Origin of the sequence: Paracoccus homiensis (assembly GCF_900111675.1) — a bacterium.
Taxonomy (GTDB): Bacteria; Pseudomonadota; Alphaproteobacteria; order Rhodobacterales; family Rhodobacteraceae; genus Paracoccus; species Paracoccus homiensis.
This window is the reverse complement of sequence record NZ_FOHO01000006.1, coordinates 173,168-190,275: the sequence shown is the minus strand read 5'-3', so window position 1 is coordinate 190,275 and position 17,108 is coordinate 173,168. Positions and strand designations below refer to the sequence as shown.

Genomic DNA, 17,108 nt, shown 5'->3' with positions numbered 1-17,108 from the left:
GCGGGCCACTGCCCCACAACCACTTGCCCCGGCACGCTGTCGCGTGAGATAGTTTGCCAAAGCGACATAATCAATTGACGAGCAGACCCGATGGCCGACGATCTTCTTTCCGCCGCCGACGCCAATGCCGACAGCTATTCCGCCTCTTCGATCGAAGTTCTCGAAGGGCTGGAACCTGTCCGCAAGCGTCCCGGCATGTATATCGGCGGCACCGACGAACGCGCGCTGCACCACATGGTCGCGGAAATCCTCGACAACTCGATGGACGAGGCGGTTGCAGGCCACGCCACCCGGATCGAGGTCGAGCTGCTGGCAGATCACAGCGTCGTCATCCGCGACAACGGGCGTGGCATTCCCATCGATCCGCATCCCAAGTTTCCGGACAAATCCGCGCTGGAGGTGATCCTGTGCACGCTGCATGCGGGCGGCAAGTTCTCGGGCGATGCCTATGCGACATCAGGCGGTCTGCACGGGGTCGGCGCCTCGGTCGTGAACGCGCTGTCGGACATCATGATCGTGCAGGTCGCCCGAAACAAGGAACTGTTCGAACAGCGGTTTTCGCGCGGCATTCCCGAAGGTCCGGTCGCCAGGATCGGCGCCGCCCCGAACCGGCGCGGCACCACCGTGACCTTCCACGCCGATGAACAGATCTTCGGCCATCACCGGTTCAAGCCGTCACGCCTGATCAAGATGGTCAAATCCAAGGCCTATCTGTTTTCCGGCGTCGAGATCCGGTGGAAATCGGAAATCGACGATGGTGAAACCCCGGTCGAGGCCACCTTCCATTTCCCCGGCGGTCTGGCCGATTATCTGGCCGAAACCCTGACCGGATCCTCGACCTATGCCGAACGCCCCTTTGCCGGCAGCGTGGATTTCAAGCGCTTCAACGCGCCCGGCAAGGTCGATTGGGCGATCAACTGGACGCCCTCGCGCGATGGGTTCATCCAATCCTATTGTAACACCGTGCCCACCCCCGAAGGCGGCACGCATGAGGCCGGGTTCTGGTCCGCGATCCTGAAAGGCGTCCGCGCCTATGGCGAACGCGTCAGCAACAAGAAAGCCGCGCAGATCACCCGCGAGGACCTGCTGACCGGCGGCTGTGCATTGGTCAGCTGTTTCATCCGGGAACCCGAATTCGTCGGACAGACCAAAGACCGCCTTGCCACGACCGAGGCCGCACGTCTGGTCGAAAACGCCGTGCGCGACCATTTCGACAACTGGCTGGCCGCCGACACGAAATCGGCAAGCGCGATTCTGGACTTTCTGGTGCTGCGCGCCGAAGAACGCCTGCGCCGCCGTCAGGAAAAGGAAACCGCGCGGAAATCAGCCACCAAGAAGCTGCGCCTGCCGGGCAAGCTGGTCGATTGTTCCAACAGCAATCGCGACGGCACCGAACTGTTCATCGTCGAGGGCGACAGCGCGGGCGGATCGGCCAAGGCCGCGCGTGAACGTCAGACCCAGGCATTGTTGCCCCTGCGCGGCAAAATCCTGAACGTGCTTGGCGCGGCCAGTTCCAAACTGGGCCAGAACCAGGAAATCAACGATCTTTGCCAGGCACTTGGCGTCGGCATGGGCAGCCGCTTCAACATCGATGATCTGCGCTATGACAAGGTCATCATCATGACCGACGCGGATGTGGACGGCGCGCATATCGCCAGCCTGCTGATGACCTTTTTCTTCAGCCAGATGCGCCCGCTGATCGACAAGGGCCACCTGTATCTGGCCTGCCCGCCGCTGTACCGCCTGACGCAGGGCGCCCATCGGATCTATGTCGCCGATGACGCCGAAAAGGACCGGATGCTGACCAAGGGTCTGGGCGGCAAGGGCAAGATCGACGTCCAGCGCTTCAAGGGTTTGGGCGAGATGGACGCCAAGGACCTGAAGGAAACCACAATGAACCCCAAGACGCGCAAGCTGATCCGGGTCAGCATCGATGACGACGAGGGCGGCGAAACCGGCGATCTGGTCGAGCGCCTGATGGGCAAAAAGCCCGAGCTGCGGTTCGAATTCATTCAGGAAAACGCGCGCTTCGTGGAAGAACTGGACGTCTGATATCTTAGTCTCGCTTCTCGGGCGGTCTATAGTTCAACCACTCGGGCATTTCGCGGATTTCACGCAGCGCGGCGAATTCCGGCGGCGTCTGCCGCGGATCGCCCGGCTGGTTCAATTTTGCCAAGGCATTTGCTTCCAGATGCGATAGCTGATTTTTCCCGTGGTACAGCGTACGTAGAAATACGACTTCGTCATGTGCGTAATGTGAAACAACCTCTGTCGAAATCCTTGTGTCGAACATTTCTGAGTAGATGAAGGTCAGCACCGATCGCGCTGCCTCTATCGCAGAGTCCACTTCGGGCCCTGACACCACTCCTTCCCCGGCACCATCGAACACTGCGCGGCGGTCGGAATGCGCTACGAACCAGTTCCTACGACTTATCAAAGGCTTGCACATATCGCCAAATTCACGAATGAGTTCCGAAAGTCGGAGTTTTAGCGGACCTTCCTCTAACATCTCAAGAAGGGCCTTATAACTGTTATTGGCTCGTCCCCTGCTGCTCGCACGATCACCTAGACGACACAGGCTAAGTATAACGTCGTTATACAAAGCATCTTGGATAATAACTGCGGTGGTACCGGAAACACTGTTCAGCAAATCCAATCTTTCAGTGTTCGTCCCGTAGAACGCTTGATACACGCGCCATTTCAGGCGGATGTGAACCAACTCAAATTTCAGAAACTTGAGGAGCCGCGTAAAGCCTTCTGCCTGCTCGGGCATGACGACCGCAGGCTGATGCGACTCAACGATTCTGCGGCTGCGCTCGTCGGCACCATCATCGCCGCAACGATCAGTCAACTCGCACCTATTCCTGCATCCCCTCGACATATTCCATCAGCGCGACAAGACGCCACGGGGTCGGGGTTTCGATGCCGTCGCCGGAATCGTACATTACCGTGCGCCCGTTCAGCAGATCGCCGAATTGCGGCATCGGGCTTTCGCTGCGACCGGGGGTGAAGCCGTAGATATGGCTCATGACGCGGTTCTTGGGAAAGACGCCGCCATTCATCGCCGCGACCTGGGTAATGTCGGCGGGTCTTGGGTCCAGCCCCTGGGCCAGCGGGCCATCACCCCTGCCGGTCGGCCCGTGGCATTCGACGCAGAGTTCCTTGTAATCGCTGCGCGCGGTCGTCACCTGCGCATCCGGCGCGCATGCCCCGATCAGCGCCGCAAGGGTGACCGCACCCAGACCAGAAAACACCACTGCCCGCATCCAAGCCCCCTCCGGTACCATAATGCTTTTGACGGCAGGTTGCCGGGTTCAGGTCGTTCAGGCAACAATTTCCTTCAGACGGATCACTCGATCCATCCGGGCAGCCAGGTCGTGATTATGTGTCGCGATCAGCGCCGACAGCCCGGTTTCGCGGACCAGCGCCATCAGCACATCGAACACCCTGTCTGAGGTGTCGGGATCAAGGTTGCCGGTCGGCTCATCGGCCAGAAGCAGCGCCGGGCCGTTGGCAAGGGCGCGGCAGAAGGCCACGCGCTGTTGTTCGCCTCCGGACAGTTCGGCCGGGCGGTGGGCGGCGCGATGGCCCAGACCGACACGATCCAGCAGATCGGCGGCACGCGCCTGCGCCGCACGGGCCGGGGTGCCGTTCGCAAGCTGCGGCAGCACGATGTTCTCGGCGGCGCTGAATTCGGGCAGCAGATGGTGGAACTGATAGATGAAGCCCAGTTCGGCGCGACGCGCCTCGGTCCGGGCCTTGTCGGGCAAACCGGTCATGTCGCGCCCGCGCAGAAGAACCTGCCCGGAATCGGGTGTGTCCAACAGCCCCGCGATATGCAGCAGCGTCGATTTGCCCGCCCCGGACGGCGCGACCAGCGCCACCACCTCGCCCCGCGCGACGCGCAGGTCGATGCTGGACAGAACCTCGACCGGGGCCGGGCCGCCCTTGCCATAGGTCTTGGACACGCCGGTCAGTTGCAGAACATCATTCATAGCGCAGCGCCTCGACGGGGTTCATGCGCGCGGCGCGGCGCGCGGGGAAGATTGTGACCACGAAGGACAGGGTCAGCGACAGGGCCACGGCGCGGAACACGTCCCAGGCGCGCAGATCGGCGGGCAGACGATAGATGCCGCGCACTTCGGGCTGCCAGGCATTGCCGCCCGTCAGGCTGTTGATCAGCGCCATGATACTGTCGACATTCAACGCCAGAAGCACGCCAAGGATCACGCCTGCGATGGTCCCGATGATGCCCGTGAAGGCCCCGCACAGAAAGAAGACGCGCAGCACCGCGCCCTCGGTCAGGCCCATGGTGCGCAGAATGCCGATATCGCGGCCCTTGTTCTTGACCAGCATGATCAGCCCCGAGGTGATGTTCATGGACGCGATCAGCACAAGGACAGACAGGATCACGAACATCACGTCATCCTCCATGTCCAGCGCCGCAAGAAAGCTGCCGGAACTGTCGCGCCAGCTCCAGATCTGGGCGCGGTCGCCGGCCGCCTGCAACAGCGGCAGCGTCCAGTCATCGACCTTTTCGGGATCGCTGACAAAGACCTCGATCTCGTCGACGACATCTTCGCGATTGAAATAGCTTTGGGCCTCGGTCAGGGGCATGTAGATGCGCGTCTGGTCGATGTCATAGCGTCCGGCGCTGAACACATAGGTCACGGTATAGGCATTGACCCGCGGCGTCGTGCCAAAGGCGGTCTTGGCCCCCTGCGGCGCGATCAGCCGCAGCTTGTCGCCAAGGCGCAGGTTCAGGTCGCGCGCAATGCCCGAGCCGATGGCAATGCCACTGCCGAAATCCTCGATCTCGCCCGACGAGGTTTCAGGATCGACGATACGCGGAATCGCCTTCAAATCGTCCAGACGGATGCCATAGACCTCGGCCACGTTCGAGGCATCGTTCGCGGTCGCCATGACCTGCCCGCGAATGACCGGCGCGGTGCGCGTCACGCCGTCGATATCGGCAAGCTTTTGCGCCATCGCATCATAATCGGCGATCCGGCCGGGCGTGACATAGACCTCGCCAGTCAGTTCGTTTTCGAACCGGTCCGGGGCCATGTAGACGCTGGTATGGGCATTCGCGCCAAGGATCGTATCGACGAATTCGGCCCGAAACCCGGCACGCACGGCCAGCGTCGCGATCAGCGCCATCACCCCCAGCGCGATCCCGATCAGGCTGATCCATGTCATCACGCTGACCCCACCCTCGGCCCGGCGGGCACGCAGGTAACGCCAGGCGATCAGGAATTCATAGCGCGAGAACGGGGCGGGACTGGACATGGGCAAACCTTGCAGGGATCGCGTGGAACCTGACCGCCGAACGCACGAAGATCAAGCCGACAATGCCGTGAGGGAATTTCCCCGTGCGGCAAAAGCATATTGCGGCCCCTGCGCCCCGATGCCACAAGATATGGCATGGCCAAATCCGTTACCGCATTCACCTGCACCGCCTGTGGTGCCGCACACAAGAAATGGGCCGGGCGCTGCGATGCCTGCGGCGCATGGAACACGATCATCGAAGAAGCCCCGCTGTCACAGGGTCCGGGACGCGGGCTTGGCGCGGCCAAGGGGCGTTCGGTGCCGCTGTCGGGGCTTGCCACGCATGAACCGCCGCCACCGCGCAGCCAGTCGGGCATGGCCGAACTGGACCGGGTTCTGGGCGGCGGGCTGGTGCCGGGTTCGGCGGTGCTGGTCGGCGGCGATCCCGGTATCGGGAAATCGACCCTTCTGCTGCAGGGCGCGGCGGCCTTTGCCCGGCGCGGACAGCAGGCCATCTATATCAGCGGCGAAGAAGCCAGCGCCCAGGTCCGCATGCGGGCGCAGCGTCTGGGACTGGCCGATGCGCCGGTGCGGCTGGGCGCGGAAACCAACCTACGCGACATCCTGACCACCCTCGACACCGAGCGTCCCGATCTGGCGATCATCGATTCGGTGCAGACGCTGTGGTCCGATACGGTCGAGGCCGCACCGGGCAGTGTCGCACAGGTCCGCGCCGCCGCACATGAACTGGTGACCTTTGCCAAGAAACGCGGCGTTGCGATCATCATCGTCGGCCATGTCACCAAGGACGGGCAGATCGCCGGGCCGCGCGTGGTCGAACATATGGTCGATACGGTCCTGTATTTCGAGGGCGAGCGCGGCCACCAGTTCCGGCTGCTGCGCAGCGTCAAGAACCGGTTCGGACCGGCGGACGAAATCGGCGTTTTCGAGATGACAGGCGCAGGGCTGGCCGAGGTCGCCAACCCCTCGGCGCTGTTTCTGTCGGAACGCGGTCAGCCCTCGCCCGGCAGCGCCGTTTTTGCGGGGATCGAGGGCACGCGCCCGGTCCTGACCGAGGTTCAGGCGCTGGTGGCGCCCTCGACCCTGGCAAGTCCGCGCCGCACGGTCGTGGGGCTGGACAGCGGCCGGGTCAGCACCATCCTTGCCGTGCTGGAAGCGCGTTGCGGCATCCCGTTCACCGGGCTGGATGTGTTCCTGAACGTCGCGGGCGGGATGCGGGTCGCGGAACCCGCCGCCGACCTGGCGATCGCGGGGGCGCTGCTGTCGGCGCGCGAGGACAGCGCCCTGCCCGCCGAGGCCGTTCTTTTCGGTGAAATCAGCCTTTCCGGCGCGCTGCGTCCGGTTTCTCAGGCGGAAAACAGGTTGAAAGAGGCGCAGAAACTTGGTTTTTCACAAGCGATTTTGCCCGAAGGCCAAAAGGTCGAGGGCGCGGACGGAATGGGCACAAGGCGCATTTCCGATCTGACAGGATTTGTGGGCGAAATCTTCGGCGCCGGCTGAATCGCCTGATTTGAAACGATATCCGGCGCAGGGGCAGGATTTATGGACGGCTTTACCATCATTGACGCGGTCGTTGCGGCGGTCATCGTACTTTCGGCCATTCTGGCATGGTCGCGCGGCTTCGTACGCGAATCGCTGGCCATTCTTGGCTGGATCGCGGCGGCGGTGCTGGCCTTTCTGTTCGCGGCCGCCGTCCGGCCGATGATCGCACAGCTGCCGGTGCTGGAACGTTTCCTTGGCGACAGTTGCGAACTTGCAACGATCGCCGGCTTTGCCGTGGTCTTTGCGCTGGCGCTTGTGGTCTTTTCGATCATCACCCCGCTGTTTTCCTCGGTCGTGCAGCGCTCGGCGCTTGGGGGCATCGATCAGGGCATGGGCTTTCTGTTCGGCGTGGCCCGCGGCATCCTTTTGGTCGCCATCGCCTTCATCGTCTATGACCGCGTGATGACCAGCCAGCAGATCACGATGGTTGAACAATCGCGTTCAGCGGCCGTGTTCGAACGGATGCGCGGCCAGATGGACGAACAGATCCCCGATGATGCGCCGGGCTGGATCGTGCGCCGCTATGAACAGATGGTCCGCACCTGCCCGCTGAGCGGCGGTGCCGAGGTGAACGCCGACGACACCCCCGCGAACTAAGCCGCCATCGCGGCGATCATGACAGTCAGATGACGCAAAATCCGCCCCCGAGTGATTTCGGGGGCGTGACTTTAGGGTCTGTCCGCACTACATAGCCCTCGACAGCCCAAAGCCATTCAGGATCGCCCATGGAACCATTCCTGGCCCACCCGTTCGATTCGGACCGTTTGCACGAGGAATGCGGTGTTTTCGGCGCCATCGGCGTTGCAGATGCTTCGAATTTCGTCGCTCTCGGCCTGCATGCCCTGCAACATCGCGGGCAGGAAGCAGGGGGCATCGTCGCCCATGATGCCGAACAGGGTTTCAACAGCGCCCACCGTTTCGGCTATGTCCGTGACAATTTCACGAAGGCCGAGGTGATGGCGACGCTGCCGGGGCCGCTGGCCATTGGGCATGTGCGCTATTCCACCGCCGGGACCAAGGCCGCGACCGCGATCCGCGACGTGCAGCCCTTCTTCGGCGAATTCTCGATGGGCGGCTGCGCCATTGCGCATAACGGCAATATCACCAATGCCGCCGCCCTGCGCCGCGAACTGATCGAACGCGGCAGCATCTTCCAGTCCAGCAGCGACAGCGAATGCATCATCCACCTGATGGCGCGGTCGATCCAGCGCAACATTCCCGAACGGATGAAGGACGCCCTGCGCCGCGTAGAAGGCGCGTTCAGCGTCATCGCCATGACCCGCACCAAGCTGATCGGCGTGCGCGACCCGTTGGGCGTGCGTCCGCTGGTTCTGGGCAAGATCGGGGATGAGGGGTTCTGTCTGGCATCGGAAACCTGCGCCCTGGATATCATCGGCGCCGATTTCGTGCGTGAGATCGAGCCGGGCGAAATGGTCGTGATCTCGAAGGGCGAAGTCGAAAGCAGTCGCCCCTTCGGTCCGTCGACCGGTCGTTTCTGCATTTTCGAGCATGTCTATTTCTCGCGGCCCGATTCGATCATCGGCGGCCGCTCGGTCTATGAGACCCGTCGTCAGATCGGTGTTGAACTGGCCCGCGAGGCCCCGATCGAGGCCGATCTGGTCTGTCCCGTTCCCGACAGCGGCACCCCGGCCGCGATCGGCTTTGCACAGGAATCGGGCATCCCCTACGGCATGGGAATCATCCGCAACCAGTATATGGGCCGGACCTTCATCGAGCCGACCGAACAGATCCGCAACATGGGTGTACGCCTGAAGCTGAACGTGAACCGGTCGCTGATCGCGGGCAAGCGCGTCGTTCTGGTCGATGACAGCGTGGTGCGGGGCACCACCAGCCGCAAGATCAAGGACATGATCCTGGATGCGGGCGCGGCCGAGGTTCATTTCCGCATCGCCTCGCCCCCGACGGCATGGCCCTGTTTCTATGGGGTCGACACACCCGACCGCGACAAGCTGTTGGCGGCCCAGATGACACCCGACGAGATGCGCGACTGGATCGGTGTCGACAGCCTGGCCTTTGTTTCGCTGGACGGTCTGTATCGTGCGGTCGGCGAGGCCGAAGGCCGGAACGCAAAATGCCCGCAGCATTGCGACGCATGTTTTTCCGGCGATTACCCGGTCGCCCCCTTCGATCAGCTGGAACGCGGCTTTCGCATGAAGCCCGGATCCGAGACGGCGGGCAAACTGGCAGCCGAGTAATTGCGTCCCGCGACGGCCGGGGGCTGGCTGCCCCCGGACCCCCGCGGGTCGCGCATGATGTTCAGGTTACGCTCCGGGTCTGGCCGGTGATCCGGTTCACATGGCCCATCTTGCGACCCGGCTTGGCATCGCCTTTGCCATAGAGATGCAGCTGGCAGCCGCTTTCAGACAGAAGCTGCGGCACGCGGTCGATATCGTCGCCGATCAGATTTTCCATCACGACATCGGCGTGACGTTTGCCATCGCCCAGGGGCAACCCCGCAACAGCGCGGATATGCTGTTCGAACTGATCGACGACGCAGCCCGCCTGCGTCCAATGGCCCGAGTTATGGACCCGCGGCGCAACCTCGTTCACGATCAGGCCGGACGGCGTCACGAACAGCTCGACCCCCATCACGCCGACATAATCCAGCGCATTGACGATCTTTGCCGCCATCAGGATCGCGTCCGTGGTCAACGCGGCTGGCAGGCCACAGGGCACCGTGGTCCTGTGCAGGATACCGTCGCGATGCACGTTCAGACCGGGATCGAAAGCCGCGACCTGCCCGTCGGCGGCGCGCGCGATGATCACGCTGATCTCGTCCGAGAAATCGACGAAGCCTTCCAGAACCGAAGGGGCGCCGGTCCATCCGGCCTGCGCCGGATCGCTGATCCGCAGCTGCCCTTTGCCGTCATATCCCATGCGCCGGGTCTTGAGGATCGCGGGCGTGCCCACCGCAGCGATGGCAGCGGGCAGATCGCCCTGCGCCTCGACATTGGCGAAGGGTGCGGTCTTCAGGCCGATTTCGTTCAGGAAGGTCTTTTCCGACAGACGATCCTGCGACACGGCCAATGCGCGACGGTTGGGATGGATCGGGCGGATCGTTTCAAGCAGATCCAGCGCCGATGTCGGCACGTTTTCAAATTCATAGGTGATGACATCGACGGATTGGGCAAAGGCGCGCAGCGCGGCTTCGTCTTCATAGGGTGCGGTCGTCACCTGCCAGGCCACATCGCCCGCGGGCGCGGCGCCGGGTTCATAGATGTGACAGCGGATCCCCAGACGGCTGGCCGCCGCCGACAGCATGCGGCCCAACTGGCCGCCGCCCAGAATGCCGATGGTCCTGATGTCACTCATCACGCGGCTCCTGCGGGATCGAGGCCGACAGCGCCTCGCGCCAATCGTCCAGGCGTTGGGCCAGGGCGGGGTCAGCGATGGCAAGGATGCCGGCCGCCATCAGACCGGCATTGGCGGCACCGGCCGCGCCGATCGCCATGGTCGCGACGGGATATCCCTTGGGCATCTGCACGATCGAATACAGCGAATCAACGCCCGACAGCGCCCGCGTCTGGACCGGCACCCCGATCACCGGCACGCGCGTCTTCGAGGCCATCATGCCGGGCAGATGCGCGGCACCGCCCGCGCCCGCGATGATTACCTTCAACCCGCGCCCCGCGGCCGTCTTGCCGTATTCCCACAGGCGATCAGGCGTGCGATGGGCGCTGACGATCCGGGCTTCATAGGCGATGCCCAGTTCATCAAGGATGTTGGCGGCTTCCTTCATCGTCGGCCAATCCGACTGGCTGCCCATGATAATTCCGACCGGCGTGGTCATGCGCGTCCCCCTTGGCTTTTGCTGCAGAGGCCATAGCCTGCACGGACGCCGCTCGCAATCAGGCGATGATATCGGGCGTCAGTTCATCTTCCAGCCGCGCGATCTGATCCTTCAACGACAGCTTCTGCTTTTTCAGCCGTTGCAGGCTGATCGACGAGGTCAGCTGTTGCGAGGACAGGGCGGCGATTGCCTCGTCCAGATCGCGATGTTCCATGCGCAGTGCCGTCAGCTTGCAGCGGACAATTTCATCATGGGACATTTCGTGGTGCATATTCATCTGGCGACGCTCGGCTGGACGCGGGGTTTCTTTGTTATAGCGCGTTGTTTTGTCCCTGTTAACAGGCTCGTTCCCCCGACGGGCGCTATTTCGACCCCTGTTGCGGTCAGGCAAGATCTTGCGTCCCGGCGGTCGGGTTCACATATTGTAACCAATCGGGTCGCCGCAACGGGGCCCGCACCAGGCAGTCGCTTGACAGGCAAAGGGCTGAAGATGAGCAAGATTTCGCTGGGGGCGCATCCCTACCTTCTGGGGTTCGATCAGTTGGAAAGGTTGGCCGAACGTGCCGCCAAGGGGGCCGAGGGTTATCCCCCCTACAATATCGAACATATCGCGCCGGACGGGTTCCGGATCACGCTGGCCGTCGCGGGCTTTGGCGAAAAGGACCTGTCGGTCACGACCGAGGATCGCCAACTGGTCATTCGCGGCAAGATGGCCGATGCCGATGGCGACCGTGTGTTTCTGCATCGCGGGATCGCCGCGCGCGCCTTTCAGCGCAGTTTCGTTCTGGCAGACGGGGTCGAGGTCGTCTCGGCCCTGATGGAAAACGGTTTGCTTCACATCGATTTGAAACGGGTTGCCCCGCAGCAGGTTGTGCAGACCATCCCGATCAGCCAAAAATAAGAGGTGTATCATGGATACCAAATTCGATTTCGGTGAAACCGAAGAAGAAAACACCGTCTATATCCGCGAAGTGGCCACCCAAAGCCTTCCGCAGGAAATTCAGGAACAGGTGCCGGGGCTGGACCGCATGTATGCCGTCCATGACACCGAGGGCGAGCGTCTTGCCCTTGTGCGCGATCGTTCGATGGCCTTCATGCTGGCACGTCAGAATGAACTGACCCCGGTCAGCGTTCACTGATCCGACCCGACGCCGTCCGGCTCCGTGCGGCGTCAGACAGCCCCCGTCATTCACATGGCGGGGGCTTTGTCTTGCGCCAAAGGACGATAGCGCATGAAGGCAAACGCATGTCCGTCATGCGCCCAGCAGGGCACATTGATCGTGCCCTGCCCGCCGAACAGCGCCACGACCTGACGCCGGTCGCTGCCATCGGGCGCCATCAGCCACAGCCCGACATCCAGATCGCGGGGATGGCCTTCGGTTCCGGGGGGATAGGCCAGATACAGCACATGCCGCCCATCGGGCGACGGGTGCGGAAACCAGTTCACGTGGCGGTCCTTAAACACCTGTTCGGCGTCGCCGCCCGCGCTTGGCACACGCCAGATCTGCGCATGGCCGCCCCGGTCGCTGTTGAACCAGACATAAGCGCCGCAGGGCGAAAGATCCGGCCCATCATGATGACCCGGCCCCGGCGACAGCACGGTTTCGCGACCGCTGGCAAGATCCAGCAGCGCGATCCGCACCACGCGGTCGCGGCCCCGCACACAGGCATAGGTGATCGCCCCCCTGCCCGCGCCATGCCACCAACTGGGACGTTCTGACAGCATTTCGGCCGGGCCATCAGGGTTCAGCACATAGATGCCCGAGCCCTGGTCGTTGTGACAGGAAAACACGATCCGACCATCGTCAAGAAACCCGTGATCATTGTTGCAGCGGATCAGCCCGCCGGTATCGATGGCACGCAGATCGGGGCGCTGCGGGTCGATACGCCATAGCCGCCCGTCGCCATTGACCAGAAACCAGCCATCACGATGCCAATTGGGCGCCTCGATCAGACGGGGCGTCTGAAAGATCACCCGGCATTGCCCGGTCGCCAGATCATATATCTCAAGCGAGGATCGCCAATCCATCAGAGCTATCTCAATTCGCTGCAAGCCACGATGCTGCAACGCAGCATAGCACACTGGGGTTCATGATCCGGCAGGTTTTTATGACTGACCGTGAACCGACAGGCCCAGATCGGCCAACGCGTCGGCGATCCCAGCGGCATCCTTGGCCGCCAGATGTGTCGCGCCCGCATTACGTGCGATGATCGCCCTCATCATGGGACGGTCCTGCGCATCGAAATGCGGCAGCGCAAACCCCTGAACCAGTCCCGGCAGCGTCGCAGGGATCCTGCCTGCATCAGTCATCAGGATGGCTGGTGCATCGGCGGGCAGATCGCGCAAGTCAGACCCGGCAACCACCCGATCGGCCCCGATGCGGTCCCAGATCGCCCGAAGATTATTGGGTGTCGTCGTGCCGTCCCCCATGGGCAGCCCCTTGATCCGACCGCCCAGATGCAGCTCCCCATCCATGACCCAACTGTCGGTGACCGACAGGATCGCCACGACCTGCCCGTCCAGCCACAGCGCGATATCCTGCCCAGGCTCGACCCCGGCCGAAAAATCCGGGGTGATCCGAAGGGTGATCGGGCAAGGCCAGACATGGCCACCGGGCAAGGTGCCGGTCGCGGCGACGGCCTGTGCCTCGGCTTGCGACATGTAGCCACGCAGCGGGAACAGACCGCCGCAGATCAGCAAACGCAAGATCTGGCCCTGTTCCCCGCAAAGGTTCCAGCCGGGCAGCTTCTGCGCCTCGTCTCGCAGCTTGTCGGCCGCAGCGTCGGACACAAACAGTTGCGGGATCGCGATCCGGTTCGAGAATTGCATCAGGCCCGCCTTTCACCGGAACGCTTTGGGCCGGGTGGGGACCGGCCCTGTTGCGATCATTCTGCCGGGGTCGTTTCCGGCAATTCGCCATGCGACGGATCGGGCTGGCCGGCCTCGTCCAGCGTGGCAAGATAGTGCTCGGCATCCAACGCCGCCATGCAGCCCATGCCCGCGCTGGTCACGGCCTGACGATAGATATGATCGGTCAGGTCGCCCGCCGCAAAGACACCCGCGATCGACGTGCGGGTCGAGCCGGCCTCGACCTTCACATAGCCGCCGTCGTGCAATTCCAGCTGATCCTTGACCAACTCGCTGGCCGGGGCGTGACCGATGGCGACAAACACGCCGTCGGCGGCAACCTCGCGCGTGCTGCCATCTTTGGTCGATTTCAGCACGGCACCGGTGACGCCCATCGGATCCTCGGCGCCCTTCACCTCGGCCAGTTCGTGATCCCACACGATTTCGACCTTGGGATGGTTGAACAGCCGCTGCTGCAGGATCTTTTCGGCGCGCAGGCTGTCGCGACGATGAACCAGCGTGACCTTGCTTGCGAATTTCGTCAGGAACAGCGCCTCTTCGACGGCAGTATTGCCGCCGCCGATGACCAGCACTTCGCGGTTGCGATAGAAAAAGCCGTCGCATGTGGCACAGGCGCTGACGCCGAAACCCTTGAACTTCTCTTCGCTTGGCAGGCCCAGCCAACGCGCCTGCGCACCGGTCGCCAGAATGACCGCGTCGGCAGTCACTCGGCGGCCACTGTCGCATTCGGCAACGAAGGGCCGCTGCTGAAGGTCCAGACGGGTCACCATGTCGGTGACGATTTCGGTGCCCATCTTTCGGGCATGCTCTTCCATCTTGACCATCAGTTCGGGGCCCTGAATTTCGACCTCGCCGGGCCAGTTCTCGACCTCGGTGGTGATCGTCAGCTGCCCGCCGGGCTGCATGCCCTGGATCAGCATCGGCTCCAGCATGGCGCGCGCACCATAGACGGCGGCGGTATAGCCCGCCGGCCCCGAACCGATGATGAGAAGTTTGACATGCGTGCGGTCAGTCATGGCCAGCGTCCCCGGATTCCTGTGTTCCGCGCCTAGGTAAACATCGCGACCGCCCCGCGCAATGCCCTGCGCCGGGGGCTTATCCACAGAAACATTGTTGCGCACCCGGGGCCAGCATTGTAGTTTCCGGAAAACAAAACGGCAAAATGACTAAGGGCAGCATGGCTGGCGCAAAACTCGACGACATCGACCGCAAGATATTGGCCGAATTGCAGGCCGATGGCCGGATGACGAATGTCGAACTTGCCCGTCGTGTCGGGATCTCGGCCCCGCCCTGCCTGCGCCGCGTCCGCACATTGGAAGAACTGGGCTATATCCGGGGCTATCATGCCGATCTGAATACCCGCGAGTTGGGTTTCGAGGTGCAGGTCTTTGCCATGGTCCGCCTGGCCAGCCAGTCAGAACGCGATCTGTCCGCCTTCGAGGGGCTGGTCAAGGAATGGCCGCTGGTCCGCGAATGCCACATGCTGAACGGCGAGATCGATTTCATCCTGAAATGCGTTTCGCCGGATCTGTCGACCTTCCAGAAATTCCTGACCGAGAATCTGACCGCCGCCCCCAATGTCGCCAGTGTCAGGACTTCGCTGGTCATTCGCGGCGCAAAGGACGAGCCTTCCGTGCCCTTCGAAATCGTGGAAGAGCGGGTGCGCACCGCGGTCTGACCCACCCGCGAAATACGCCCTGTAGTTGCGCGATGCGCAACATTTAAATTCTTCTTTAGACCGACAGGATACCTTACCCATCACGGTGCCGTGACTTTCCTACGGCATTGAAAAAAGGGGTACATCGTGAAGGTTTTTCAATTCCTGGCAGCCGCGGCCATCACCGCAGCCGCCGCCGCACCGGCAAGTGCAGCCACCTACCGCTATGATCTGAAGCTGACCTATCTGGGGACAACCTATTCAGAATTACAGGGAACCATTTATGGCGACGATCGCAACGACATCCACGTTGACGAAGACCTCTTCCTTGCAGACGGAAACAGCTATGGTCTTCCGGTTCTGAACTCCAGGCTTAACCCGGGCGATCAAACCAGCTTTTCGGCAGAGCTTTACACCCCGGATGGGCCGGACGTCTGGGGTAACGACTACGGCAACGGCGGTAAGGCAAAGTGGTGGATTCTTGCCGGCACCCAATGCAATTGCACCTTCGAATACGTACGAGCTGACCAGGAAAACATCTCGATGAGTTCCGGCGATACGAAAGCGTTGTATGCTGGATTGGTGGAAGGCGAGACCCTCAGCTATATGTTCAACCTCGGCTATCGCAGCTATCTGACCACCGATATTGGGTCATTTAACTTCTGGAACAGAACTGCCAGCTTCACGATCGACGAGGTGTCGGTCAGGGATGTTTCATCTGTCCCGGTACCAGCGTCAGGCGCGCTGTTGCTGGGCGCGATGGGGATCTTCGCCGCACGCCGCCGCAAAAATCGGGCGTAAGCCACGAAAAAAGGGCGAGGTAACTCGCCCTTTCCGTTCAACTTCAAGTATCGCTTAGCTGTTCTTGCGACGACGGCGACCGATCGCGCCCATCACGCCCAGACCGCCCAGCAACAGCGGGAAGGCTGCCGGAACCGGAACCGGGCTCGGGTCGGTCGGCTGGGTGGTGATTTCTTCGACCTTGATATCCAGGAAGGCCTGAGTGAACGACATCGCGGTATTGCCGCCTGCGCGCAGCTGGTTCAGGTCCCATGCGGCGCCGCCCGTATCCAATGCCAGCTGAACATAATTGCTGATGGTCGTGCCCGAACCGCTGACAGCCACGCCGCCGGTCGAACGGGTGAAGCCACCACTGCCGTCGGCCACATAAGCCTCGCCGGTGCTGTCGATCCCCAGCGCGTAACCGCCATCCGAATTATACCGCGCATTGACCACCGCGTTCAGCAGGATCTTGCGATCGGCAAGGTCCTTGTAGACCGATCCATAGGTCAGCGCGTTGTCGACATTGTCACGGTCCTCATCTGTGACCAGAACATAGTTGATCGCGGCTCCGCTGGCATAGCTTAGATTATCCAGCGCGTGGTTGATGCCGGTATAGCCGTCCTCGGTGCCACCGTTCAGCCGCAGGCCGGACATCGCGGTCTTGGCGTCTTCGGCGCTGACGAAATCGGTCAGCGTTCGCGGCGAACCGGGGTTGCTGAAGCTTGCGCCGAAACCGACCACCCCATAGCTGCGCGTCGTCACCCCGGCCGCGGCCAAGGCCGAATCCAGCGATGTGACAACGTCTTTCAGAAAGTTGTGCTCGCCACTCATCGAGCCGGATTCGTCGACGATGAACACCACGTTCGACGTATCGTTGACGGTTTTGGCAGAGGCGCCGAACGCCGTTCCGACGACGATGACTGCCGCACTTAGCCAGGTCCCTAGTTTCATCATTAACACTCCACAAATATACCAAATCAGCGAAAACATGGCCGCCCAGCCAAATCGCCCATTCATGGAACGTCAATCACAAGAACGTGTCAACGAAAACTAGGAAGAATCAAACAAATTTCCATTAAGGATTGAAATTATTTCCGCGTGATACACGCCATAGTTTAATAAACAAACGGCAATACCAACCCATGCCTGAGATAGTA

General features: G+C 62.1%; 19 protein-coding genes. 8 read left to right on the top strand and 11 right to left on the bottom strand.

What is annotated here, in order from left to right; translation table 11 throughout:
* Positions 1-90 precede the first annotated feature (90 nt).
* The gene (parE, locus tag BMX67_RS10555) at positions 91-2,052 is read left to right on the top strand and encodes a DNA topoisomerase IV subunit B (protein WP_090734718.1); all 1,962 of its coding nucleotides are present in this window, start codon (positions 91-93) and stop codon (positions 2,050-2,052) included.
* Positions 2,053-2,056: 4 nt separating this feature from the next.
* Here parE and BMX67_RS10550 read toward each other — a convergent pair whose 3' ends face one another.
* From BMX67_RS10550 to BMX67_RS10535, 4 genes are read right to left on the bottom strand one after another with little or no spacing between them, the layout of a single operon-like run.
* Positions 2,057-2,851 (bottom strand): AbiU2 domain-containing protein, encoded by a 795-nt coding sequence (locus tag BMX67_RS10550; RefSeq protein WP_090734717.1) that lies wholly within the window; start codon positions 2,849-2,851, stop codon positions 2,057-2,059.
* A gap of 7 nt (positions 2,852-2,858) precedes the next feature.
* A complete protein-coding gene (locus tag BMX67_RS10545; protein WP_090734715.1) occupies positions 2,859-3,266 on the bottom strand; it encodes a c-type cytochrome in 408 nt (135 codons plus the stop codon).
* Positions 3,267-3,323: 57 nt separating this feature from the next.
* Positions 3,324-3,995 carry an ABC transporter ATP-binding protein gene (locus BMX67_RS10540; RefSeq protein WP_090734714.1) on the bottom strand — a complete coding sequence of 224 codons (672 nt, stop codon included), beginning with the start codon at positions 3,993-3,995 and terminating at the stop codon, positions 3,324-3,326.
* Entirely contained in the window at positions 3,988-5,289 is a 1,302-nt protein-coding gene (locus tag BMX67_RS10535; protein ID WP_090734712.1) for a lipoprotein-releasing ABC transporter permease subunit, read from the bottom strand. The genes BMX67_RS10540 and BMX67_RS10535 overlap by 8 nt, the downstream gene beginning before the upstream one ends.
* Positions 5,290-5,424: 135 nt before the next feature.
* Here BMX67_RS10535 and radA point away from each other — a divergent pair, with 135 nt between their 5' ends.
* The 3 genes from radA (at position 5,425) to purF (ending at position 9,047) form a co-directional block, all read left to right on the top strand.
* Positions 5,425-6,789, top strand: a complete 1,365-nt coding sequence (radA, locus tag BMX67_RS10530) for a DNA repair protein RadA (RefSeq protein ID WP_090734711.1) — start codon at positions 5,425-5,427, stop codon at positions 6,787-6,789.
* A 42-nt stretch (positions 6,790-6,831) separates the two neighbouring features.
* Entirely contained in the window at positions 6,832-7,428 is a 597-nt protein-coding gene (locus tag BMX67_RS10525; RefSeq protein ID WP_090734709.1) for a CvpA family protein, read from the top strand.
* A gap of 128 nt (positions 7,429-7,556) precedes the next feature.
* Positions 7,557-9,047 (top strand): amidophosphoribosyltransferase, encoded by a 1,491-nt coding sequence (gene purF / locus BMX67_RS10520; protein WP_090734708.1) that lies wholly within the window; start codon positions 7,557-7,559, stop codon positions 9,045-9,047.
* 61 nt (positions 9,048-9,108) lie between these two features.
* Here the strand turns inward: purF and BMX67_RS10515 are convergent, their stop codons facing one another.
* Genes BMX67_RS10515 through BMX67_RS10505 form a run of 3 tightly spaced genes read right to left on the bottom strand, consistent with a single transcriptional unit; the run spans position 9,109 to position 10,919 of the window.
* Positions 9,109-10,164 carry a 5-(carboxyamino)imidazole ribonucleotide synthase gene (locus tag BMX67_RS10515; RefSeq protein WP_090734706.1) on the bottom strand — a complete coding sequence of 352 codons (1,056 nt, stop codon included), beginning with the start codon at positions 10,162-10,164 and terminating at the stop codon, positions 9,109-9,111.
* Complete coding sequence (gene purE / locus BMX67_RS10510) at positions 10,157-10,642, bottom strand: 5-(carboxyamino)imidazole ribonucleotide mutase (RefSeq protein WP_090734705.1); 486 nt, start codon at positions 10,640-10,642, stop codon at positions 10,157-10,159. The genes BMX67_RS10515 and purE overlap by 8 nt, the downstream gene beginning before the upstream one ends.
* A 58-nt stretch (positions 10,643-10,700) precedes the next feature.
* A complete protein-coding gene (locus BMX67_RS10505; RefSeq protein WP_090734703.1) occupies positions 10,701-10,919 on the bottom strand; it encodes a YdcH family protein in 219 nt (72 codons plus the stop codon).
* Between the two features lie 213 nt (positions 10,920-11,132).
* Here BMX67_RS10505 and BMX67_RS10500 point away from each other — a divergent pair, with 213 nt between their 5' ends.
* A complete protein-coding gene (locus tag BMX67_RS10500) occupies positions 11,133-11,543 on the top strand; it encodes an Hsp20 family protein (protein ID WP_090734702.1) in 411 nt (136 codons plus the stop codon).
* A 10-nt stretch (positions 11,544-11,553) separates the two neighbouring features.
* Entirely contained in the window at positions 11,554-11,781 is a 228-nt protein-coding gene (locus BMX67_RS10495) for a DUF1150 family protein (RefSeq protein WP_090734700.1), read from the top strand.
* Positions 11,782-11,831: 50 nt separating this feature from the next.
* Here BMX67_RS10495 and BMX67_RS10490 read toward each other — a convergent pair whose 3' ends face one another.
* The 3 genes from BMX67_RS10490 to trxB form a co-directional block, all read right to left on the bottom strand.
* Positions 11,832-12,671, bottom strand: a complete 840-nt coding sequence (locus BMX67_RS10490; protein ID WP_090734699.1) for a TolB family protein — start codon at positions 12,669-12,671, stop codon at positions 11,832-11,834.
* Between the two features lie 78 nt (positions 12,672-12,749).
* On the bottom strand, positions 12,750-13,472 hold the full coding sequence (locus tag BMX67_RS10485) for a bifunctional sulfate adenylyltransferase/adenylylsulfate kinase (protein ID WP_090734697.1): 723 nt from the start codon (positions 13,470-13,472) through the stop codon (positions 12,750-12,752).
* Between the two features lie 56 nt (positions 13,473-13,528).
* Positions 13,529-14,527 (bottom strand): thioredoxin-disulfide reductase, encoded by a 999-nt coding sequence (trxB, locus tag BMX67_RS10480; RefSeq protein ID WP_090734695.1) that lies wholly within the window; start codon positions 14,525-14,527, stop codon positions 13,529-13,531.
* A gap of 161 nt (positions 14,528-14,688) precedes the next feature.
* Here trxB and BMX67_RS10475 point away from each other — a divergent pair, with 161 nt between their 5' ends.
* A complete protein-coding gene (locus BMX67_RS10475; protein WP_090734693.1) occupies positions 14,689-15,189 on the top strand; it encodes an Lrp/AsnC family transcriptional regulator in 501 nt (166 codons plus the stop codon).
* A 126-nt stretch (positions 15,190-15,315) separates the two neighbouring features.
* Positions 15,316-15,969, top strand: coding sequence for a VPLPA-CTERM sorting domain-containing protein (locus BMX67_RS10470; RefSeq protein ID WP_090734691.1), 654 nt, complete (start codon positions 15,316-15,318; stop codon positions 15,967-15,969).
* Between the two features lie 54 nt (positions 15,970-16,023).
* Here BMX67_RS10470 and BMX67_RS10465 read toward each other — a convergent pair whose 3' ends face one another.
* The gene (locus BMX67_RS10465; RefSeq protein WP_175479876.1) at positions 16,024-16,902 is read right to left on the bottom strand and encodes a vWA domain-containing protein; all 879 of its coding nucleotides are present in this window, start codon (positions 16,900-16,902) and stop codon (positions 16,024-16,026) included.
* Between the last annotated feature and the right edge of the window lie 206 nt (positions 16,903-17,108).